This is a genomic window from Streptomyces sp. NBC_01381, assembly GCF_026340305.1.
Classification (GTDB): domain Bacteria; phylum Actinomycetota; class Actinomycetes; order Streptomycetales; family Streptomycetaceae; genus Streptomyces.
On record NZ_JAPEPI010000001.1, the window covers coordinates 3128612 to 3147246 of the forward strand.

At 70.4% G+C, this 18635-nt stretch carries 14 protein-coding genes; 9 read left to right on the forward strand and 5 right to left on the reverse strand.

Going from position 1 to position 18635, the window contains the following annotated elements; translation table 11 throughout:
* Positions 1-45 precede the first annotated feature (45 nt).
* Complete coding sequence (locus OG453_RS14715; protein ID WP_266869864.1) at positions 46-1794, reverse strand: beta-galactosidase family protein; 1749 nt, start codon at positions 1792-1794, stop codon at positions 46-48.
* A 146-nt stretch (positions 1795-1940) separates the two neighbouring features.
* On the opposite strand from OG453_RS14715, the gene OG453_RS14720 reads away from it, so the two are divergent.
* The 6 genes from OG453_RS14720 (at position 1941) to OG453_RS14745 (ending at position 9822) form a co-directional block, all read left to right on the forward strand.
* The gene (locus OG453_RS14720) at positions 1941-2849 is read left to right on the forward strand and encodes an AraC family transcriptional regulator (RefSeq protein WP_266868098.1); all 909 of its coding nucleotides are present in this window, start codon (positions 1941-1943) and stop codon (positions 2847-2849) included.
* Positions 2850-2860: 11 nt separating this feature from the next.
* A complete protein-coding gene (locus OG453_RS14725; RefSeq protein WP_266868099.1) occupies positions 2861-3199 on the forward strand; it encodes a chorismate mutase in 339 nt (112 codons plus the stop codon).
* Between the two features lie 70 nt (positions 3200-3269).
* Positions 3270-5783: an aminopeptidase N gene (gene pepN / locus OG453_RS14730; RefSeq protein ID WP_266868100.1), complete on the forward strand. Its 2514-nt coding sequence runs from the start codon at positions 3270-3272 to the stop codon at positions 5781-5783.
* A 116-nt stretch (positions 5784-5899) separates the two neighbouring features.
* On the forward strand, positions 5900-6742 hold the full coding sequence (locus OG453_RS14735) for an SDR family oxidoreductase (protein ID WP_266868101.1): 843 nt from the start codon (positions 5900-5902) through the stop codon (positions 6740-6742).
* A 258-nt stretch (positions 6743-7000) separates the two neighbouring features.
* Complete coding sequence (locus tag OG453_RS14740; protein ID WP_266868102.1) at positions 7001-8395, forward strand: aminotransferase class V-fold PLP-dependent enzyme; 1395 nt, start codon at positions 7001-7003, stop codon at positions 8393-8395.
* Positions 8392-9822 (forward strand): lysine N(6)-hydroxylase/L-ornithine N(5)-oxygenase family protein, encoded by a 1431-nt coding sequence (locus OG453_RS14745; RefSeq protein WP_266868103.1) that lies wholly within the window; start codon positions 8392-8394, stop codon positions 9820-9822. The genes OG453_RS14740 and OG453_RS14745 overlap by 4 nt, the downstream gene beginning before the upstream one ends.
* Here the strand turns inward: OG453_RS14745 and OG453_RS14750 are convergent.
* Positions 9812-10222, reverse strand: coding sequence for a hypothetical protein (locus OG453_RS14750; protein ID WP_266868104.1), 411 nt, complete (start codon positions 10220-10222; stop codon positions 9812-9814). The genes OG453_RS14745 and OG453_RS14750 overlap by 11 nt on opposite strands.
* Positions 10223-10326: 104 nt before the next feature.
* Between OG453_RS14750 and OG453_RS14755 the strand changes: the two genes are divergently transcribed.
* A complete protein-coding gene (locus OG453_RS14755) occupies positions 10327-11508 on the forward strand; it encodes a GDSL-type esterase/lipase family protein (protein WP_266868105.1) in 1182 nt (393 codons plus the stop codon).
* A gap of 12 nt (positions 11509-11520) precedes the next feature.
* Here OG453_RS14755 and OG453_RS14760 read toward each other — a convergent pair whose 3' ends face one another.
* Entirely contained in the window at positions 11521-13323 is a 1803-nt protein-coding gene (locus OG453_RS14760) for a bifunctional UDP-sugar hydrolase/5'-nucleotidase (protein ID WP_266868106.1), read from the reverse strand.
* Between the two features lie 129 nt (positions 13324-13452).
* On the opposite strand from OG453_RS14760, the gene OG453_RS14765 reads away from it, so the two are divergent.
* Together OG453_RS14765 and pyk are read left to right on the forward strand one after the other, a co-directional pair.
* The gene (locus tag OG453_RS14765; protein ID WP_266868107.1) at positions 13453-14160 is read left to right on the forward strand and encodes an SIMPL domain-containing protein; all 708 of its coding nucleotides are present in this window, start codon (positions 13453-13455) and stop codon (positions 14158-14160) included.
* A 157-nt stretch (positions 14161-14317) separates the two neighbouring features.
* The gene (gene pyk / locus OG453_RS14770) at positions 14318-15754 is read left to right on the forward strand and encodes a pyruvate kinase (protein WP_266868108.1); all 1437 of its coding nucleotides are present in this window, start codon (positions 14318-14320) and stop codon (positions 15752-15754) included.
* 17 nt (positions 15755-15771) lie between these two features.
* Here pyk and OG453_RS14775 read toward each other — a convergent pair whose 3' ends face one another.
* Both OG453_RS14775 and OG453_RS14780 read right to left on the reverse strand, forming a co-directional pair.
* On the reverse strand, positions 15772-17685 hold the full coding sequence (locus OG453_RS14775) for an alkyl/aryl-sulfatase (protein WP_266868109.1): 1914 nt from the start codon (positions 17683-17685) through the stop codon (positions 15772-15774).
* 117 nt (positions 17686-17802) lie between these two features.
* Positions 17803-18567, reverse strand: coding sequence for a transcriptional regulator (locus tag OG453_RS14780; RefSeq protein ID WP_266868110.1), 765 nt, complete (start codon positions 18565-18567; stop codon positions 17803-17805).
* Positions 18568-18635: the final 68 nt, after the last annotated feature.

An 18635-nucleotide genomic window follows, 5' to 3' on the forward strand; every position in this document is an offset into this window, starting at 1 on the left:
TGCCCCGGACCCCGCTCAAGACCGCCGCTTCGCGGCGGATCTGCCTCAGCCCAGCTCCACCTCGCCCCCCGCCCTCTCCAGCTCCAGCACCCACACCTCATTGGCCCCCTCCCGCAGCACCGGCCCGGGGACGTACAGCGAGGCCTGTGGGCCCACTGTCCAGTACCGGCCCAAGTTGAAGCCGTTCAGCCATACGAACCCCCTTGTCCAGCCCGGGAGTTCGAGGGAGGCGTCCCCGGGGGAGCGGAGGTCAAGGGTGCCCCGGTACAGGCCGGGGCGCCCGGCCCCCGCTGCCCCCGTTGCCGGAACGCCCCGCACGGCCGACGCCACCTCGAACGCGTCAAGCCGCAACCCCTGCGCCCGCACCCCGTGCAGATACTGCCGCTCGTGCAGAATCCCCCCGGTGATCCCCTTCGTCTCGCCCGTCCGCGGCCCGTAGTTGACCCTCCCCAGAGACTCCACCCACAGCTCCACGCGCGCGTGCCCCGCAACAGGCTCGGGGAGCGTCGGGGCGTCCTCCGTGAGGACACCGGTCCGCGTCCCGTCCACGTACACGACGGCCAGGTCCCGAAGGCCCCGCACGCTCAGCGGCAGCGGCCGCCGGGGACCCGGCACGGTCAGCGCGTAGCCGACAAGGCCGCGGTCGATGTCGAGTTCTTCGAAGGTGGGCGGCACGGCGCGCTCCACGACGGGGCCGCCCAGTGACTCCATGACGGCGGACAGCGGGGACCACTCGCCGAGCTCCGTCGCGACCGGCGCAGCCAGCGCCGGCGGCTGGGGAGGGAGATCCGGCAGCGGGCCGTCCGCGTACGGCGCGAGGACCTCCCGGAAGGCCCAGAACTTGGCCGTGGGGCGGCCGAACTCGTCGATGGGCGCGTCGTAGTCGTAGGACGTGACGTCCGGTTCGAGGACGCCGTCGTGCAGCGCGCCCCCGCCCCGGTTCGCCCCCGCCCAGCCCGCGAAGTTCGTACCCCCGTGCGCCATGTAGAGGTTCACCGAGGCTCCGCACTCCAGGATTTCGCGCAGGGCGCGAGCCGCGTCCGCCGCGTCCCGTACGACGTGCTCCGCGCCCCAGTGGTCGAACCAGCCGCACCAGAACTCCATGCACATCAGCGGCCCCTTGGGGCGGTGCCTGCGCAGGGTCTCGAAGGCGGCCCGCGCCCCCGAGCCGAAGTTGGCCGTCGCCAGGACACCGGGGACCGAGCCGCCGGTGAGCATGTGGTCCTCGGGGCCGTCGGAGGTGAACAGGGGGACGGTCACGCCCGCCGCGTGGAGCAGGTCGGTGAGGTGGCGCAAGTAGAGGGCGTCCGAGCCGTAGCTGCCGTACTCGTTCTCCACCTGCACCATGATCACGGGGCCGCCCCGGTCGTGCTGGCGGGGCACGACCTCCTCCAGAAGGCGGTCGAACCAGCGGTCCACGTACTCCAGGTACTCCTCGTCGCGGGTACGCGCGCGTGCCCCCACGGCCCCGGTCACCCAGTGCGGAAGGCCGCCGTTCTCCCACTCGGCGCAGATGTACGGGCCCGGCCGGACGATCGCCCACAGGCCCGCCTCCGCGGCGGCGTCCAGGAAGCGGCCGAGTGCCTGGACGTCGTGGTACTCGCCGGGGTGCGGCTCGTGCAGGTTCCACGGGACGTACGTCTCCACGCAGTTGAGCCCCATCGCGCGCAGCATCGCGAGCCGATGCCCCCACTGTGCCTCGTGCACCCGGAAGTAGTGCAGCGCCCCGGAGAGCAGCCGTACGGGCCGCCCGTCCAGCTCGAAATCGTCCTCGCCCACCCTGAACTCGGCCATCACTTCCCTCTCGCTCACTTACTGCTCGCCACGATCACCTCTGGCGGGCGGCAGGGTCCATGGACAAAGATCTAGGCGGGTTGGACGCAGCGGACGCGGCAGACGCGGCGAGTGCGCCAGAGCGTGGACGAAAGGGGCATACGCGCATGTATCACACATGGATGCGGTATTTCACGCCGAGCCCGGCCCACCACAAACTCGGCCTGGCCTGCCTGGGCGTCGGCCTGCAGCACGGCCTGCTGCCGACCGTGGGCCCGCGCACCCTCGACCACCATGTCGCCGTCGTCGTGAGCGCGGGCGGCGGCTGGTTCCAGGGCGTCGACGGCCGGCGTACGACGGTGACGGCGCCGGCGCTGATCTGGCTCACCCCGGGGGTGCGCCACCACTACGGGCCCGACCCGGACAGCGGCTGGGACGAGTGCTTCGTCGATTTCACGGGCCCCGCGACGGCGACGTACACCGAACTCGGCTACATCGAGCCGACCCGCCCCGTGGTGCCGCTGTCCGACGCCGCCGGAGCGCGCGCCGCCGTCGGGCGCATCGCGCGCGCGGCACGGCGCGGCAATCCGCTCCTGGAGGTCGAGACGGGCGCCGCCGTCCATGAACTGCTCGTCGCCCTGCGCCGGGCCCGCGCCGACATCGCCCCCGACGGTGATCCGGTGCTTCAGGCGCTGGCCCGCGACGCCTTCCAGCCACTTTCCGTCGCCGAGCACGCGGCACGGCACGGCATGACCCCCGCGGAGCTGCGCACGGCCGTCCGCCGCGGGGCCGGCTGCAGCCCCAAGGACTACCTCCTCGGCATCCGCCTCGGCCGCGCCAAGGAGCTGCTCGCCGCCACGGAGCTGCCGGTCGCGGCCGTCGCACGCCGTGTCGGCTACGACGACCCGGCGTACTTCTCGCGGCTCTTCACGCGCCGTGTGGGCATGGCTCCGGTCCGCTTCCGTGAGCAGCAGGGACGCGCCGTCCCCGGCGGCTGGTCGCAGCAGATACCGGACCCTGACGACCCACCCATTTTGCGCTCTTCCGGCGTCGGCGGCGCAGGAGCGGCAACGTAGGCTCGTGAACCATGACCACCAGCCACAACACGACCGACGGATACGGATCCGGGGCGACGGACGAGGCCGTGCGCGCCGAACTGTCCCGTCTGCGCGACAGCATCGACAACATCGACGCGGCCGTCGTCCACATGCTCGCCGAGCGTTTCAAATGCACCCAGCAGGTCGGCCATCTCAAGGCCAACCACCAGCTTCCGCCCGCCGACCCGGCCCGTGAGGCCCGGCAGATCGAGCGCCTGCGCGAACTCGCGGAGAACGCGAAGCTGGATCCGGCGTTCGCCGAGAAGCTGCTGAATTTTATTATCGCCGAGGTCATTCGCCACCACGAGACCATCGCCAAGTCCTCGTAACGGCGGGGCGGCCGGCACCGATCTTCGGGTGGCCCGCACCGTTGTCGGCGGCATCGGGCAGCATGGACCCATGTCCGTACTGACGCGCGACGAAGCGCAGACCCGAGCCCAGCTCATCGACGTCCACCGGTACACGGTCGAGCTCGATCTGACCGTGGGGGACGAGACCTTCGACTCCCGCACGGTCATCCGCTTCAGCGCGCTCGCGGACGACGGGGCCACCGTGGACACCTTCGTCGAGCTCAAGCCCGCCGAGCTGCGCTCCGTCACCCTCGACGGGCGGCCCCTCGACCCGGCGGGCCTGGACGAGAACCGTCTGGCGCTGACCGGGCTCACCCGGGGCGAGCACGAACTGCGCGTCGACGCGGCCATGCGCTACTCCCGCACCGGCGAGGGCATGCACCGCTTCACCGACCCCACGGACGGCGAGACATACACGTACACACAGCTGTTCATGGAGGACGTGCAGCGCGTCTTCGCCGCCTTCGACCAGCCCGACCTGAAGTCCGTGTTCGAGCTGACCGTCACCGCCCCCGAGGGCTGGACGGTCCTCGCCAACGGCGTCACCGAGCATGTGGGCGGCGGCACCTGGCGGGCCGCGGCCACCCCGCTGATCTCCACGTATCTCGTCGCCGTCGCGGCAGGACCCTGGCACTCGGTGCGCACCGAGCACCGCGGGCTGCCCTTCGGCATCCACTGCCGCCGCTCGCTCGCGCCCTTCATGGACGCCGACGCCGACGAGCTCTTCGACATCACGCGCGCGTGCTACGACCGTTACCACGAGAAGTTCGAGGAGCCCTACCCCTTCGACTCCTACGACCAGGCGTTCGTCCCCGAGTTCAACGCGGGCGCGATGGAGAACCCCGGACTCGTCACCTTCCGCGACGAGTTCATCTACCGCTCCGCCGTCACCGACACCGAGCGGCAGACCCGCGCCATGGTCATCGCCCACGAGATGGCCCACATGTGGTTCGGCGACCTCGTCACCCTGCGCTGGTGGGACGACATCTGGCTCAACGAGTCCTTCGCCGAGTACATGGGCTTCCAGACCACCGCCGAGGCGACCCGCTTCACGGACACCTGGACCGACTTCGGGGTCACCCGCAAGGCCTGGGGGTACGACGCCGACCAGCGCCCCTCCACGCACCCCGTCGCGCCCGACCCGGACGCCGTCCCCGACACCGCGTCCGCGATGCTCAACTTCGACGGCATCTCGTACGCCAAGGGCGCATCCGCCCTGCGCCAGCTCGTCGCCTGGCTCGGCGAGAAGGACTTCCTGGCCGGCATCAACACCCACATCGCACGGCACAAGTTCGGCAACGCGACGCTCAAGGACTTCATCGACTCCCTGGCCCACAACACCGACCGTGACGTGCACGGCTGGGCCGACGCCTGGCTGCGCACCACCGGCGTCGACACGCTCACCTCGACGGTCGGGCACGACGCCCGCGAGTGGACCCTCACCGTCGACCGCGACGGCAGCCGCCCGCACCGCATCGCCGTCGGGGTGTACGACCGTGACCTCACCGACGGACGCGGCCTCGTGCTGCGCGAGCGGTACGAGACGGACGTCCCGCACTCCGGGTCCCAGCAGCCGCGCGACGGCGGGCGCCCCGTCCTGATCGTCCCCAACGACCAGGACCTCAGCTACGCCAAGATCCGCCTCGACGAGGTCTCCCAGGAGACGGCGCTGCGCGGCCTGTCCAGTGTTCCCGACGCCCTCACCCGCGCCGTCCTGTGGAACAGCCTGCGCGACCTGGTCCGCGACGGTGAACTCGCGGGCGCCGCCTATGTGCGGGCCGCCCGCGAGCATCTGCCCGAGGAGACCGACCTCGCCGTCGTCCAGGGCGTCCTCACCTTCGCCACCGCCCAGATCGCGGGCCGTTACCTCCCGGCGGAGGAGCGGTCCAGCGCGCTCACCACCCTCACCGAGCTCTGCCGCGACCTGATCCGGCGCACCGAGGACGGCTCGCACGCGGGGCTGCGGCTCACCGCCGTACGCGGCTTCATCGACGTGGCGACGCGGCCCGACCCGCTCCAGGAGTGGCTCGCCGAGGGCACCGTGCCCGGCGGCCCCGAACTCGACCCCGAGCTGCGCTGGCGCGCCCTGACCCGCCTCGCCGTCCTCGGCGCCGTCGACGAGTCCGCGATCGCCGCCGAGCTGGAGCGCGACCCCAGCGCCGCCGGGCAGGAAGGCGCGGCCCGGGCTCGCGCGGCGCTGCCGGACCCGGAGGCCAAGCGGCGGGCGTGGGAGGCGATGTTCACCACCGACGACCTCTCCAACTACCTCCTGACCGCCACCGCCCAGGGCTTCTGGCACCCCGAACAGGCCGATCTCGTACGGGAGTACGTCCCGCGCTACTTCGAGGACGCGGTCGCCGTCGCCGCCCGCCGCGGCCCCGCCATCGCCGACGTCGCGGGACGCTGGGCCTTCCCCGCCTCCGCGGTGGACCCCGAGACCCTCCGCCTGGGCGAGGCATGCCTGCGCGACGCCGCCCCGATCCCGGCCCTTCGCCGCAAGCTGGCCGACCAACTGGACGATCTGGCACGGGCGTTGAAGGTCCGGCAGGTCACGACGTCCTGAACGGGCCGCGGGGACTAGGTCCGCGGACCTACGCGGACTGGTCCCCGCCGCCGATCCGGCGTCCCGGTGCGTCCCCCTAGGGTCGAAATCCCAGTACAAGATCCCTAGGAGCCTCCGTGATCGTCGTCACCGGTGCCACCGGAAACGTGGGCCGCGCCCTCGTCACCCAGCTCACCGCCGGCGGGACCCCGGTCCGCGCCCTCACCCGTGACCCGGCGCGGGCCGGGCTCCCGCCGTCCGCCGACGTGGCGCGCTTCGACCCCGCCGCCGACCCCGCCGTGCTCGCCCCGCTGTTCGAGGGCGCGTCCTCGCTGTTCCTGCACCTGTCGGCCGTCGGCGAGCACGCCGAAGAGGTGCTCGCGGCGGCCCGCAAGGGCGGCGTAGAACACGTCGTCATGCTGTCGTCGGGCATCATCGAGGACGGCGCCGACACGTCCCACCCCATCTACGTCGCCCACGCGGACCTGGAGGATCAGGTCCGCGCGAGCGGCCTCGCCGGGACCTTCCTGCGGCCCAACGCCTTCGCCACCAACAGCTTCCAGTGGGCGCCGCAGATCCGCTCCGGCGACACCGTCCGCGGCCCCTTCGCCGGAGCCGTGACCGCGCCGATCCACGAGGCCGACATCGCCGCCGTCGCCGCCCGTGCCTTCGCCGACAACAGCCACCGGGGCGCCGTCCACCGCCTCACGGGACCCGCGGCGGTGACGACCGAGGAACAGATCGACAGCATCGGCCGTGCCGTCGGCCGCGACCTGCGCTTCGTCGAGGTACCGCCGGAGGAGGTGGGCCAGGACCTGTTCCCACACGTCCCACCGGAGATACTCCCGGCCCTCCTGACATCCTTCGCCGCGTCAGTCGGAGCCGAGGCGGAGGTGACCACGACGGTCGAGACGGTGACGGGTAGGGCGGCGCGAACGTTCGACGAGTGGGCACAGGACCACAAGTACGACTTCAGCTAGGCCGCCCGGGGGGGGGCGCCCCGAAGGGGCGCGGGGCTGTGACATTTGCGGCTCCGCCGCGTGGGCGCGAGCAACCACGAAGCACCCGCAGACGAATACCGCACACCCCGCGGAGCACCTAGCACCCCGTCCAGCCCCAACACCCTTTCTCCGCACGGCAGTACCACTTTCGGGTTCGTCTCGTCCGCTCTCCGGGCGTGCCGCGCCCACGGCGTACAGGCTGGTTGCCCCGCCCGCGCGCACCCGAAGGACGTCCCCATGAGCACTCCGCCGCCCCTCGCCGGAGGCGTCCAGGGTCCCGCCGCGCTGCGGCCGCTGCTCGCCGTCACCCTGGACGCCCTGCGCGACGGGGCGCTCGCACGCGGCGGTCCGATGCCGGCCGGCGGACCCACCGCCGTCGCCCTGCGGGTGCGCGAGGCCACCGGCGACGTGCTGCCCGCGCGCGGCGAAGGCGCCGAAGCGGCCCTGCGGGCCCTGGTGCAGGCCGTCGCCGCGGGGGCCGCCGACCCCGCCGACGCACTGTGCGCCGCCCATCTGCACTGCCCGCCGCTCGCGCTCGCCGTCGCCGCCGACCTCGCCGCGTCCGCGCTCAACCCGTCCATGGACTCCTGGGACCAGGCCCCCGCGGCCTCCGCGATCGAGGTCCAGGTCACCCGCGCCCTCGCGGCAGAGGTGTACGGCACAGATCCCGCGGGCGACGCCCTGGTCACCACCGGCGGCACCGAGTCCAACCAGCTCGCGCTGCTCCTCGCCCGCGAACACACCATCGCCCACGGCCCCGTGCACCTCCTCGTCGGCGAGAACGCCCACCACTCGCTGCCCCGCGCCGCCTGGCTCCTCGGCATGCCCGAACCGTCCGTCGTCCCGGCGCCATCGGGCACCCTCGACCCCGTCGCGCTCGACGAGGCGCTCAGCCAGCTCACCGGCCCGCCGGGATCGGTCCTCGTCGCCGCCACCGCGGGCACCACCGACGCCGGGCTCATCGACCCCATCGACCAGATCGCCGACCTCTGTGCCGCCCACGGCGCCCGGCTGCACATCGACGCCGCGTACGGCGGCGGGCTCCTCTTCAGCGACGTACGAAAAGAACTCCTGCGCGGCATCGAGCGGGCCGACAGTGTCACCCTCGACCTGCACAAGCTCGGCTGGCAGCCCGTCGCCGCCGGGCTGCTCCTGGTCCGCGACCCGCGCGACCTCGGCATCCTCGGCCACCATGCCGACTACCTGAACGCCGACGACGACACCGAAGCCGGCCTCCCCGACCTCCTCGGCCGCTCCCTGCGCACCACCCGCAGGCCCGACGTGCTCAAGATCGCCGTCACCCTGAAGGCCCTCGGGCGGGACGGCATCGGCGCTCTCGTCGACCAAGTGTGCGCGCGGGCCGATGAGTTCGCGGATCTTGTCGCCGCGCACCCCGGCTTCGAGCTCTACGACCGGCCCGCCATCAGCACCGTCCTCTTCCGGCCCGCCGGCGCCGACGACCAGCAGATCGCGCACGCCCGGCGGCATCTGCTCGGCGAAGGCAGCGCCGTGCTCGGCCGGGCCCGGCTCGAAGGACGCCGCTGGCTCAAGGCCACCCTGCTCAACCCGTACACCCGGCCCGGCGAACTCGCCGAGATCCTGAAGCTCGTGGAAGGAACCACCCCCCGATGACCGGCCAGAACGCGCAGCCCACCCCACCGCTCACCACACCCGACGAACCCCGGGACCTGGTCGGCATCGGCATCGGCCCCTTCAACCTCTCCCTCGCCGCCCTCGCCCAGCCGCTGGCAGGTTTCGACGCCGCCTTCTACGAACAGCGGCCCGGCTTCCACTGGCACCCGGGGCTCCTCATCGACGGCGCAAGCCTCCAAGTCCCCTTCCTGGCCGACCTGGTGACCCTCGCCGACCCGGCGAACCCCTGGTCCTTCCTCAGCTACCTCAAGACCCGTGAGCGGCTCTTCCCGTTCTACTTCGCCGAGCGGTTCCACATCCAGCGCGCCGAGTACGACGCCTACTGCCGCTGGGTCAGCGAGAACCTGCCGGGGCTGCACTTCGGCCACCAGGTCGACGCGGTGCGCTGGAACGCCGAACGGGCCGTCTTCGAGGTCGACTTCACCCAGCTGGACGCGGAGGGAGAGGCCGAGGCGCTCGGCCGGACGTACACGAGGAACGTCGTCGTCGGCGTCGGCACCGCGCCGCACGTCCCCGAGCCCCTCAAGCCCCTCGCGGACGCCCCCGCCGTGCCGGTGATCCACTCCTCGGACTATCTCCTGCACCGCGACCGGCTGCTCGACGCCGAGCACATCACCGTCATCGGCTCGGGCCAGTCCGGCGCCGAGGTCTTCCTCGACCTGCTCAAGCACCGCCCCGTGGGCGCCGAGAAGCTCCACTGGCTGGCCCGCACCGAGGCTTTCGCGCCCATGGAGTACTCCAAGCTCGGCCTGGAACACTTCACGCCCGACTACACCCGCTACTTCCACGCGCTGCCCGAATCCGTCCGCGACGGCCTCGTCCCGCACCAGTGGCAGCTGCACAAGGGCATCGACGCCGACACCATCGCCGCCATCCACGACGAGCTCTACCAGCGCACCCTGCACGGCGGCTGGCCCGACGCCGTCCTCACCCCCGGGGTCAGCGTGCGCACCGCGGGCCGCGTCGCCACCACCCGCGTCGAGCTCCATCTGGAGCATCTCCAGCAGGGCACCCGCTCCCGCCTCACCACCGACGCCGTCGTCCTGGCCACCGGCTACCGCGAGCGGCCCCTCGACCAACTCCTGGGCGGGCTCAACGCGTTCATGCGCAGGGACGCATCCCAACGCCCCCGCATCGACGAGCGGTACCGCCTCGTCCTCGACCCGTCCGTCACCGGCCACGTCTACGTCCAGAACGCCGAGCGCCACACCCACGGCGTCGGCGCCCCCGACCTCGGTCTCGCCGCCTGGCGCAGCGCCACCATCCTCAACTCCGTCACGGGCAAGGACCCTTACCCGCTGCCCGGGCGCACGGCGTTCACCAGCTTCGGGCTCCAGGAGCCGCAGGGCCGCGACGGGGTCGCGATCGGGGAGCAGCGGGGCAATCTCGTACGCCTCAAGAACTGAGCTCTCCCACCGGCGCCACGGCCTTGCGCGTCCTCGGGCAGGACCACACCGCCACGCCCTTCACCACACCGGCCTCCAGCGGATGGGAGTCGGGGTGAGTGGGGCACTCGGGCCAGGTCGCGGGCCTCAGGGCCGCGCACAGCTCCTCGACGGCCCATCCCTGGACCTGGTCCGCGAGATCCGCCACCTGCTCGGCGGGGCTCTGCCACTCGGCGACGGAGACGCCCTGGCCCGAGCCACCGGGCGCGTAGAGCATGATCACGTCCTCGCCGAGCCTCATGAAGTCCCGCTCCTCATGGACGACCGGCCGCACGGCGCACGTGGCCCTCACGTCCCGGAGCACGACGTCGAGCGCCGCCGCGAGTGCCCTGTCCTTGAGATGTACGAGCTGGTCATCCATGCACGCGATTGTGCGCCGCCGGCCGCCGTCACGTCGCGTAAATATTCCCCGAAATCGGGCCGTTGTCGCGAAATACCCGGCTCCACCCGGAGGTTGTGGCGATCATGATCACAAACTCCACCGCATCCTGGACCGCCGCCTTCCGCTCCGCCGTCGTCAGCCCCCACGAGAGCATCGACCTCTTCGAACTCCGCGGCTTCGCCGGCCAGACCGTACGCCAGATACTCCGCCTCGACGGCGGAGGCGGCGCCGTACGCGTCCGGCTGACCAACCGCTACGGCAAGGAGCCCCTCCACATCGGCGGCGCACGCCTCGCCATCCGGACCGAAGGCAGCGGCATCGATGCCGGCAGCGATACGCCACTACGCGTCGGCGGGGCCGAGGACTTCACCGTCCCCGTGGGCGAAGAAGTCATCAGTGACCCGGTCGAGCGTGCCGTGGCCGCCGGTGACGAACTGGCCCTCAGCCTCTGGCTGCCGGACGACACCGGGCTCTCCACCTACTCGGCGGTGCCCCTCAGGACCGGCTACGCGGTCCCCGGCAACGCCCTCTCGGCGACGAGCTTCGCCGGCATCGACGGCCTCGAAGAGCTGGCGACCCGTCACTTCATCACGGGCGCCGACGTCCTCGCTCCCGCCGGTACCGCCATAGCCGTCGCCTTCGGCGACTCCTGGTTCGAGGGCGCAGGCAGCACCCCGGACACCGACCGCCGCTTCCCCGACCTGCTCAACCAGCGCCTGCGCGACAGCGGAAGCACCGGCTGGGTGGTGAACCAGGGGCTCTCGGGGAACCGGCTGCTGACCGACGAGATCGGGGAGCGCGCCCTGGCCCGCCTCGAATGCGACGCCCTGGACGTGCCGGGCGTCACCCACGTCCTGGTCCACTTCGGGCTGAACGACCTCGGCATACCCGGCCAGGAGGCCTACCCCGCCACCGCACCCGTGCCCACGGCCGAGGAGCTCATCGCGGGCTTCACCGCCCTCGCCGAGCGGCTGCACGCGGCGGGTCTGACCGCCATTGCGACCACCGTGGGCCCCTACAAGGACACGATCTTCGAGGGTTTCTCCACCCCCGAGGGCGTGGCCGTCGCCCGCGAGGTCAACGACTGGATCCGCGGCGCCGACAGCCCCTTCGACGCCTATGCCGACTTCGCCGCCGCCGTCGCGGACCCGGCCGACCCCGACCGGATCCACGACGACTACGACAGCGGCGACGGCCTGCACGTCAACGACGCCGGGGCGCGGGCGCTCGCCGACGCCGTCGACCTGGCGCACCTGAGGCTGTAACGGCTCAGAGCATCAGAACACCGGGGTCCCGTCCCGGGTCAGCTTCCAGTCCACCGACGCGAACCGGCCCGGGTCGACCGTCCCCTTCGCCCGCACCCACTGGATGATCGTGTTGCGGATCTCGTCCGAGTTCGCCCACAGCTGCTTGGCGCCCGCGATGTGCGGGAAGTTCCCGCCGCCGCTCGCACGGTAGTTGTTCACCGCGAGCACGAACTCAGCCTTGGGGTCGAGCTCCTTGCCGTCGAAGCTCAGCTTCACGATGCGGGAGCCCGCCGCCTTGGCGATGTCGATCTCGTACGTCACGCCGTACAGCGCGTCGTAGTTGTAGTCCGGGATGTTGTCCGCGTTGGTGAGCTTCGCCGGGTCGACCGGGGCGCCGGCCGCCGTCTGGACGTAATAACGGGCGGAGAACTCCAGGTACTCCTTCAGCTGCGCGCCCGTGACGAGCCGCGCCTCCAGGGTGTTCTCGAACGGGTAGAGGCCCGCCGCGTCCTTGATGGTGATCTCGCCCTGCGGGATCTTCGCCGTACGCGAGAAGCACGAGGCCTGGGAGAGCACGGGCAGCGCCGCGTACTGGCCGCCCTTGAGCGCCTCCCCGACCGTCTCCGCCTGGACGTGGTTGATCAGGTCGATGATCGCGACATCCTTGTACGGGCCTTCGGCCGTGCTCATCGCCTGCGTCGACGTGCCGATGACCTGGTTGACGTACGCGACGACCTTCTTGTGCTCGTCCGCGAGCAGCTTGGTGACCTTTGAATCCTCCGCCGCCGTATTGGAGTTGAGGACCTGCGCGCCCACCTTCTCGACCGTCCAGCGGCCCTTCGACCACACCAGGTCGAAGTCGAAGAGGGTGAGCCGCTGGCCCCACTTCAGGGGCTCGGAGAGGACGACCTTCTTGCCGGTCTCCTTGTTCTCCACGAAGTACTCGGGGATCTCCGTGTGCGCGTGCCCGACCAGGATCGCGTCGATCCCGGGCACCTGCTCGGCGACCAGACCGGCCGAGTTCTCGATGTACGGCAGCTGGTCACCGTACGAAGAGGTGCCGCTGGAGCCGGAGTGCGCCGAGACGATGACGACGTCCGCGCCCATCGAGCGCAGCTTCGGCACCCACTTCGCCGCCTGCTCCTCCAGGCCCGGGAACGTCATCTTGCCCTGGACGTTCGCCTTGTCCCAGATCGCGATGCCGGGGTTGGTCAGACCGAGGACGGCGACTTTCACGTCCCGGCCGTGCGGGGTGCGCAGGCGCTTCATGAAGTACGGCGGGAAAGCGGGCTTCTGCGTCTTCGCGTCGAGCGCGTTCGCGCCCAGCAGGGGGAAGTCGCACTGCTCCTCGAACTTCCGGAGGACGGGAATGCCGTAATTGAATTCGTGATTGCCGAGCGCCGCCGCGTCGTAGCCGATGCTGTTCATCGCCTGCGCCATCGGATGGACCGGGCCGCGCTCGGCGGTGATCGGGTCGATCTTGGCGTAGTAGTACGAGAGCTGGGTGCCCTGAATGGTGTCGCCCGCGTCGATCAGAAGCGTGTTGCGGCGGCCTCTCTCCTCGCGGATCTCGTTCACGAGGGTGGAGATCTTCGCCAGGCCCACGTCGTTGTGGTCCTTGTCGTCGAACTCCTTGTCCGTGAAGTAGTCCCAGTTGAAGACGTTGCCGTGCAGGTCCGTGGTGCCCATGACGGTGAACGAGTACCGCTTCGTCCGCTTGGCGGGCTTCCCGGGTGCCTGGGCCGTCGCGGACGGCGCTGCGGCCACGCCTCCGGCGAGCGCCACCCCCGTGGCTGCGGACTTCCCCAGGAACTTCCGGCGGTTCAGCGGCATTTCGTGCTCCCCTTGGTCGACCGATGTAACGCGCGTAGATTCTGTCCCCGACCACACCACCGGCAACAGACCCCGCAGGTTTCGATCCGGTGACTGTCCGGTGCCGTGCCCCAGTGCGAGAGTGGCCGCATGGATGACACGACCACCCCCACTCCGTATGGCACCCCCGACGCCCCGCGCCTTGCCGTCAAGGGCGAGGCGCACCTGGAAGTCGACCCCGAGATCGCTCGCATCGGCATCACCGTGAGCGCGCGCGGCAGCGACCGGCGTGACGCCCTGAACGACCTGACGCGGCGCAACGCCGCCGTCCTCGACCTCATCAAGTCGTACGGCGACGCGGTGGAGAAGCTGGAGACCGGGGCCTTCTCCATCACCCCCGAACTCACCAAGCGGGGCAAGGGCGAACGCGTCCGCACCTACCACGGGCGGGTCACCGTCACCGCCGAGCTCACCGACTTCACCGCGCTCGGTGAACTCACCACGCGCATCGCCGACTTGGAGCTGACCCGCGTTGACGGGCCGTGGTGGTCGCTGCGGCCCGGCTCGCCCGCCCACCGCGAGGCCCGCCAGCAGGCGGTCAGGGAGGCGGTGCAGCGGGGCCGGGAGTACGCCCAGGCGCTGGGGGCGGGGCTCGCCGCCCTGGTGGAGCTCGCCGACATCGGCGCGGAGAACGCGGCGCCGTACGGCTACGGGGGTGCGCCGGCCATGCGCTCGGTCGCGTACGGCGGCGCCGCCGACATGGCCCAGGAGGCGGCACCCCTGGACCTCGAACCCCAGCGGCAGCGCGTCTACGCACAGGTCAACGCGCGCTTCACCATGACGCCTCCGCAGCTGTAGCCACAGGCGTGCTTGACAGTGCGGGGCGCTCGGTAAATCGCTCATCAGAGCAGCGCCCCGCACAATTCAACACTTGTCAATAACCCTTCACGCAAAGGTTGTTGAGTAGTCATGCCCAGCCAATTCTCTACCCGTCGGTAAGGCCTAGGGTCGAACCATGCGCCGAGCAAAAATCGTTTGTACCCTGGGCCCCGCCACGGACTCGTACGACCAGATCAAGGCACTGGTCGAAGCCGGAATGGACGTGGCCCGCTTCAACCTCAGCCACGGCTCGTACGCCGATCACGAGGAGCGCTACCAGCGCGTACGCAAGGCCTCCGACGAGAGCGGCCGCAGCGTCGGCGTCCTCGCCGACCTTCAAGGCCCGAAGATCCGCCTCGGCCGCTTCAGCGAAGGTCCCGTACTTCTCGAACGGGGCGACGAGTTCACCATCACCGTCGAAGAGGGCGTCCAGGGCGACCGCCAGACCTGTGGGACGACCTACGGCGGCCTCGCCGAGGACGTCACCCCGGGCGAGCGCATCCTTGTGGACGACGGCAAAGTGACCCTGGAGGTCACCGCGGTCGACGGGCCCCGCGTCACGACCACGGTCGTCGAGGGCGGCATGGTCTCCGACAACAAGGGCCTCAACCTCCCCGGCGTCGCGGTCTCCGTGCCCGCCCTCTCCGAGAAGGACGAGGCGGACCTGCGCTGGGCCCTGCGTTCAGGATTCGACGTCATCGCCCTGTCCTTCGTACGCAGCGGACGCGACATCGAGGACGTCCACCGGATCATGGACGAGGAGGGCCGCAGGCTCCCCGTGATCGCCAAGGTGGAGAAGCCGCAGGCGGTCGAGAACATCGAGGACATCGTCGCCGCCTTCGACGGCATCATGGTCGCCCGCGGCGACCTGGGCGTCGAAATGCCCCTGGAGCAGGTGCCGATCGTCCAGAAGCGCGCCATCAAACTCGCCAAGCGCAACGCCAAGCCGGTCATCGTCGCCACCCAGATGCTCGACTCGATGATCGACAACTCCCGCCCGACGCGCGCCGAGGCGTCCGACGTCGCCAACGCCGTGATCGACGGCACGGACGCGGTGATGCTCTCCGGCGAGACCAGCGTCGGCAAGTACCCCATCGAGACGGTCCGCACGATGGGCCGCATCGTCGAGGCCGCCGAAGAGGACATCCTCGCCAAGGGTCTGCCGCCGCTGACCGAGCGGAGCAAGCCGCGCACGCAGGGCGGTGCGGTGGCCCGCGCGGCCGCCGAGATGGGCGACTTCCTCGGCGCCAAGTTCCTCGTCGCCTTCACCCAGTCCGGCGACACGGTCCGCCGCCTCTCGCGCTACCGCTCGCCGATCCCGCTCCTCGCCTTCACCCCGGACCGGGCGACGCGCTCGCAACTGAACCTCACCTGGGGCGTGGAGACCTTCCTCGGCCCGCACGTCGAGTCCACCGACGCGATGGTCGACCAGGTCGACGAACTGCTCCTCAAGATCGGCCGCTGCGAGCGCGGCGACATCGTGGTCATCACGGCGGGCTCCCCGCCCGGCGTCCCCGGCTCGACGAACCTCGTCCGCATCCACCGCATCGGCGAGGACGACAACCCCAAGTAGCCGCGTTCGCCATCGCCCTACGGCGTGACGATGGCGAAGGCCGGATCCGGCTTGTCCACCACGCCGAGCAGATCGGACAGCAGCGAGGCGTCACCCTCCACCTCGATGTCCCCGAGCCCCTTGCCGCCCAGCATGGCGAGCAGCTGGGGCTTGGTCATGGTGAGGGTGACGCCCGCGTCCGGGTTCTTCTCCGCGTCGCTGCGATACGTCAACACACCGTTCCGCAGCGTCAGATGCCAGACCTTCCCGAGCGCCGGAAGACTCCAGTCCATCCGCAGCTTCAGCTCCCACGCCCTGGGGCCGTTGATCCGGACCGCCACGGAGTCGATCAACTGGTCCACCGACAGAGCCATCAGCATGTCCGCGCTCGTCACGGACGTCGGGGAGTCCCGCACACCCTCACGCAGCTCCTGGGCGCCCACCAGATAGAAGTTCCGCCACACGGCGTTCTCCGAAGCCTGCCCCAACTTCGTGTACAGCTTGGCGAGTTCACTCTTGGCCGCCTTGTGGCCCGGGTCGGCGAACACCACATGATTGAGCAGCGTCACCGCGAACCGCAGATCGCCGCTCCCCGCGAACGCCTTCGCCTTGGCGACCGTCGCCGTGCGGCCCCCCATCGCCTTGACGTACCGCTTGGCCTCCTCGACCGGCGGATGCTCCCACAGGTGCGCGGGATTCCCGTCGAACCACCCCATGTACCGCTGATAGATGCCCTTCACGTTATGACTGAGCGAGCCGTAGTACCCCCGGTTCGCCCACACCCCGGCGAGCGCGGGCGGCAACTCGATCTCCTCGGCGATCTCGCGCCCCGTCATCCCCGCGTTGATCATCCGCAGCGTCTGGTCATGCATGTACGCGTACAGATCCCGCTGCTGCTCGAGCAGCTCGACGATCGTGTCGCCACCCCACGTCGGCCAGTGATGCGAGGCGAAGGCGACATCGACCCGACCGCCGAACAGCACCACCGACTCGTCGAGGTAACGCGCCCACTGCCGGGCATCCCGCACCTGCGCGCCACGCAACGTGATGATGTTGTGCATCGTGTGCGTCGCGTTCTCCGCCATGCAGACGGCACGCAGCTCCGGGAGCACGAAGTTCATCTCCGCGGGCGCCTCGGTCCCCGGCGTCATCTGGAACTCGAACCGCACCCCGTCGACGGTCTCGACCTGCCCGGTCTCCGTGATGTCCTTGGTCGGCGGTATCAGCCCGATCGACCCGACGGAAACGGTCTGCCCGAGCCCACAACCGATCTGCCCCACAGGGGACTTGGCCAGCAGGGCGCCGTACATGTACCCGGAACGCCGCTGCATCGCCGTACCCGCGTACACGTTCTCGGAGACCGCGTGTTCCATGAACCCGTCGGGCGCCAGGATCGGAACGCCGTCCTCGGATCCTGCCGGCAGCACACCGCGACAGCCGCCGAAGTGGTCGACGTGGGGGTGGGTGTAGATGACCCCGGTGACCTTCTTCTCGCCCCGGTGCCCGCGGTACAGCTTGAGCGCGGCGGCCGCGGTCTCCGCCGAGATCAGCGGGTCGACGACGATGATGCCGGTGTCGCCCTCGATGATCGTCATGTTCGACAGATCGAGGCCGCGCACCTGGTAGATGCGGTCGGTGACCTTGTAGAGGCCCTGCTTCGACACGAGCTGGGACTGCCGCCACAGGCTCTTGTTCGCGGTCTTGGGGGCGTCCTTCTTCAGGAAGGCGTACGCGTCGTTGTCCCAGACGACATCGCCCTTGGCGTTCTTGACGACACCGGGTACGAGGGCGGCGATGAACCCCCTGTCGGCGTCGGCGAAGTCGTCTCCGCCCTTGTCCGTGCCTTCGCGGTCGATCGCGGAAGCGGTGTGAGGGTTCAGGGCCATGGCTGCCGCGGCGGCACCCGCGGCGGCTACGACGAAGCTGCGCCGGTTCAGGGGAGGGGGAGTCATGGGGGCGAAGATCGCAGTGGGGTGCGGGGCTGGGCAAGGGTTTGGCGGGGAATTGGGACAGGTCCCAGGCTGGGTGGAGGAGAGGGGTGACGGGTCCTATTGCGGAGGGTGCGGGGGTCAGTATTTGGGGCCGATGTGGGTGTCCATGAGGGCTACAGAATCCTTGCGGGCGACGGAAATGTTGCGGGGGTTGGCCGGTCTCCAACTGACGCCAAGTCTGTCGAGAGTGTCGGTGTAGAGCCGGATGATGTCGCCCGACAGGTTGGTGAAGAAGTACCGGGGGTACTCGTAGCGCTTGCGCTCGCCGTCGACGAGGCGGGTCGTCCAGTTGGTGATGCGGCAGCCGTCGGAGTGGATGAGGCCGCGGATGAACTCCCAGGGGTGGGAGTCGACGATCTCCTGTTGCCAGGGTTCGAGGGCGATGGTGCGGTTGTGTTTCTTTCCGGGGCCGTGCTGGGGAAAGAGGCACGGCCAGTGCTTGCTGGAGCAGGTGACCGCGACGCAGCCCTGTTTCTTGACACGGCATACGCGGTTGTCCGGGCGCGCGGCGCGGATGGCCGCTTCACACGCCTCGATCAAGCCGGGCCAGGCGTCGGCGCACACGATGCGCATGAAGTAGACACCTCGTCGGCCCGCGCTGATGCAGCCGTCGCCAAGGTAGAGGCCGAGCAAGTAGGAGTACGCGGCGGGGTCTTGAGGCTTCGAGGGGGCGTCACCGCAACGTGGACATGGGGCCGCCCGATTCCAGGGGAGCGGCTCGATACGGGTTTGCCAGGAGCGGATCGCGGCCCGCGATATGCCGGTTTCCTTGCTGACGGAGTTCAGGCTGCGACCTTGGCTGACGAGCGTGAGGGCCCGCTTGCGTGTGCCGATGTCGTACATGTGGCCGAGCCTGGCCGGATCTTGTGGGCTGCACAGGGATCTGAGGGTGCATTCACCATGGCGAGTGA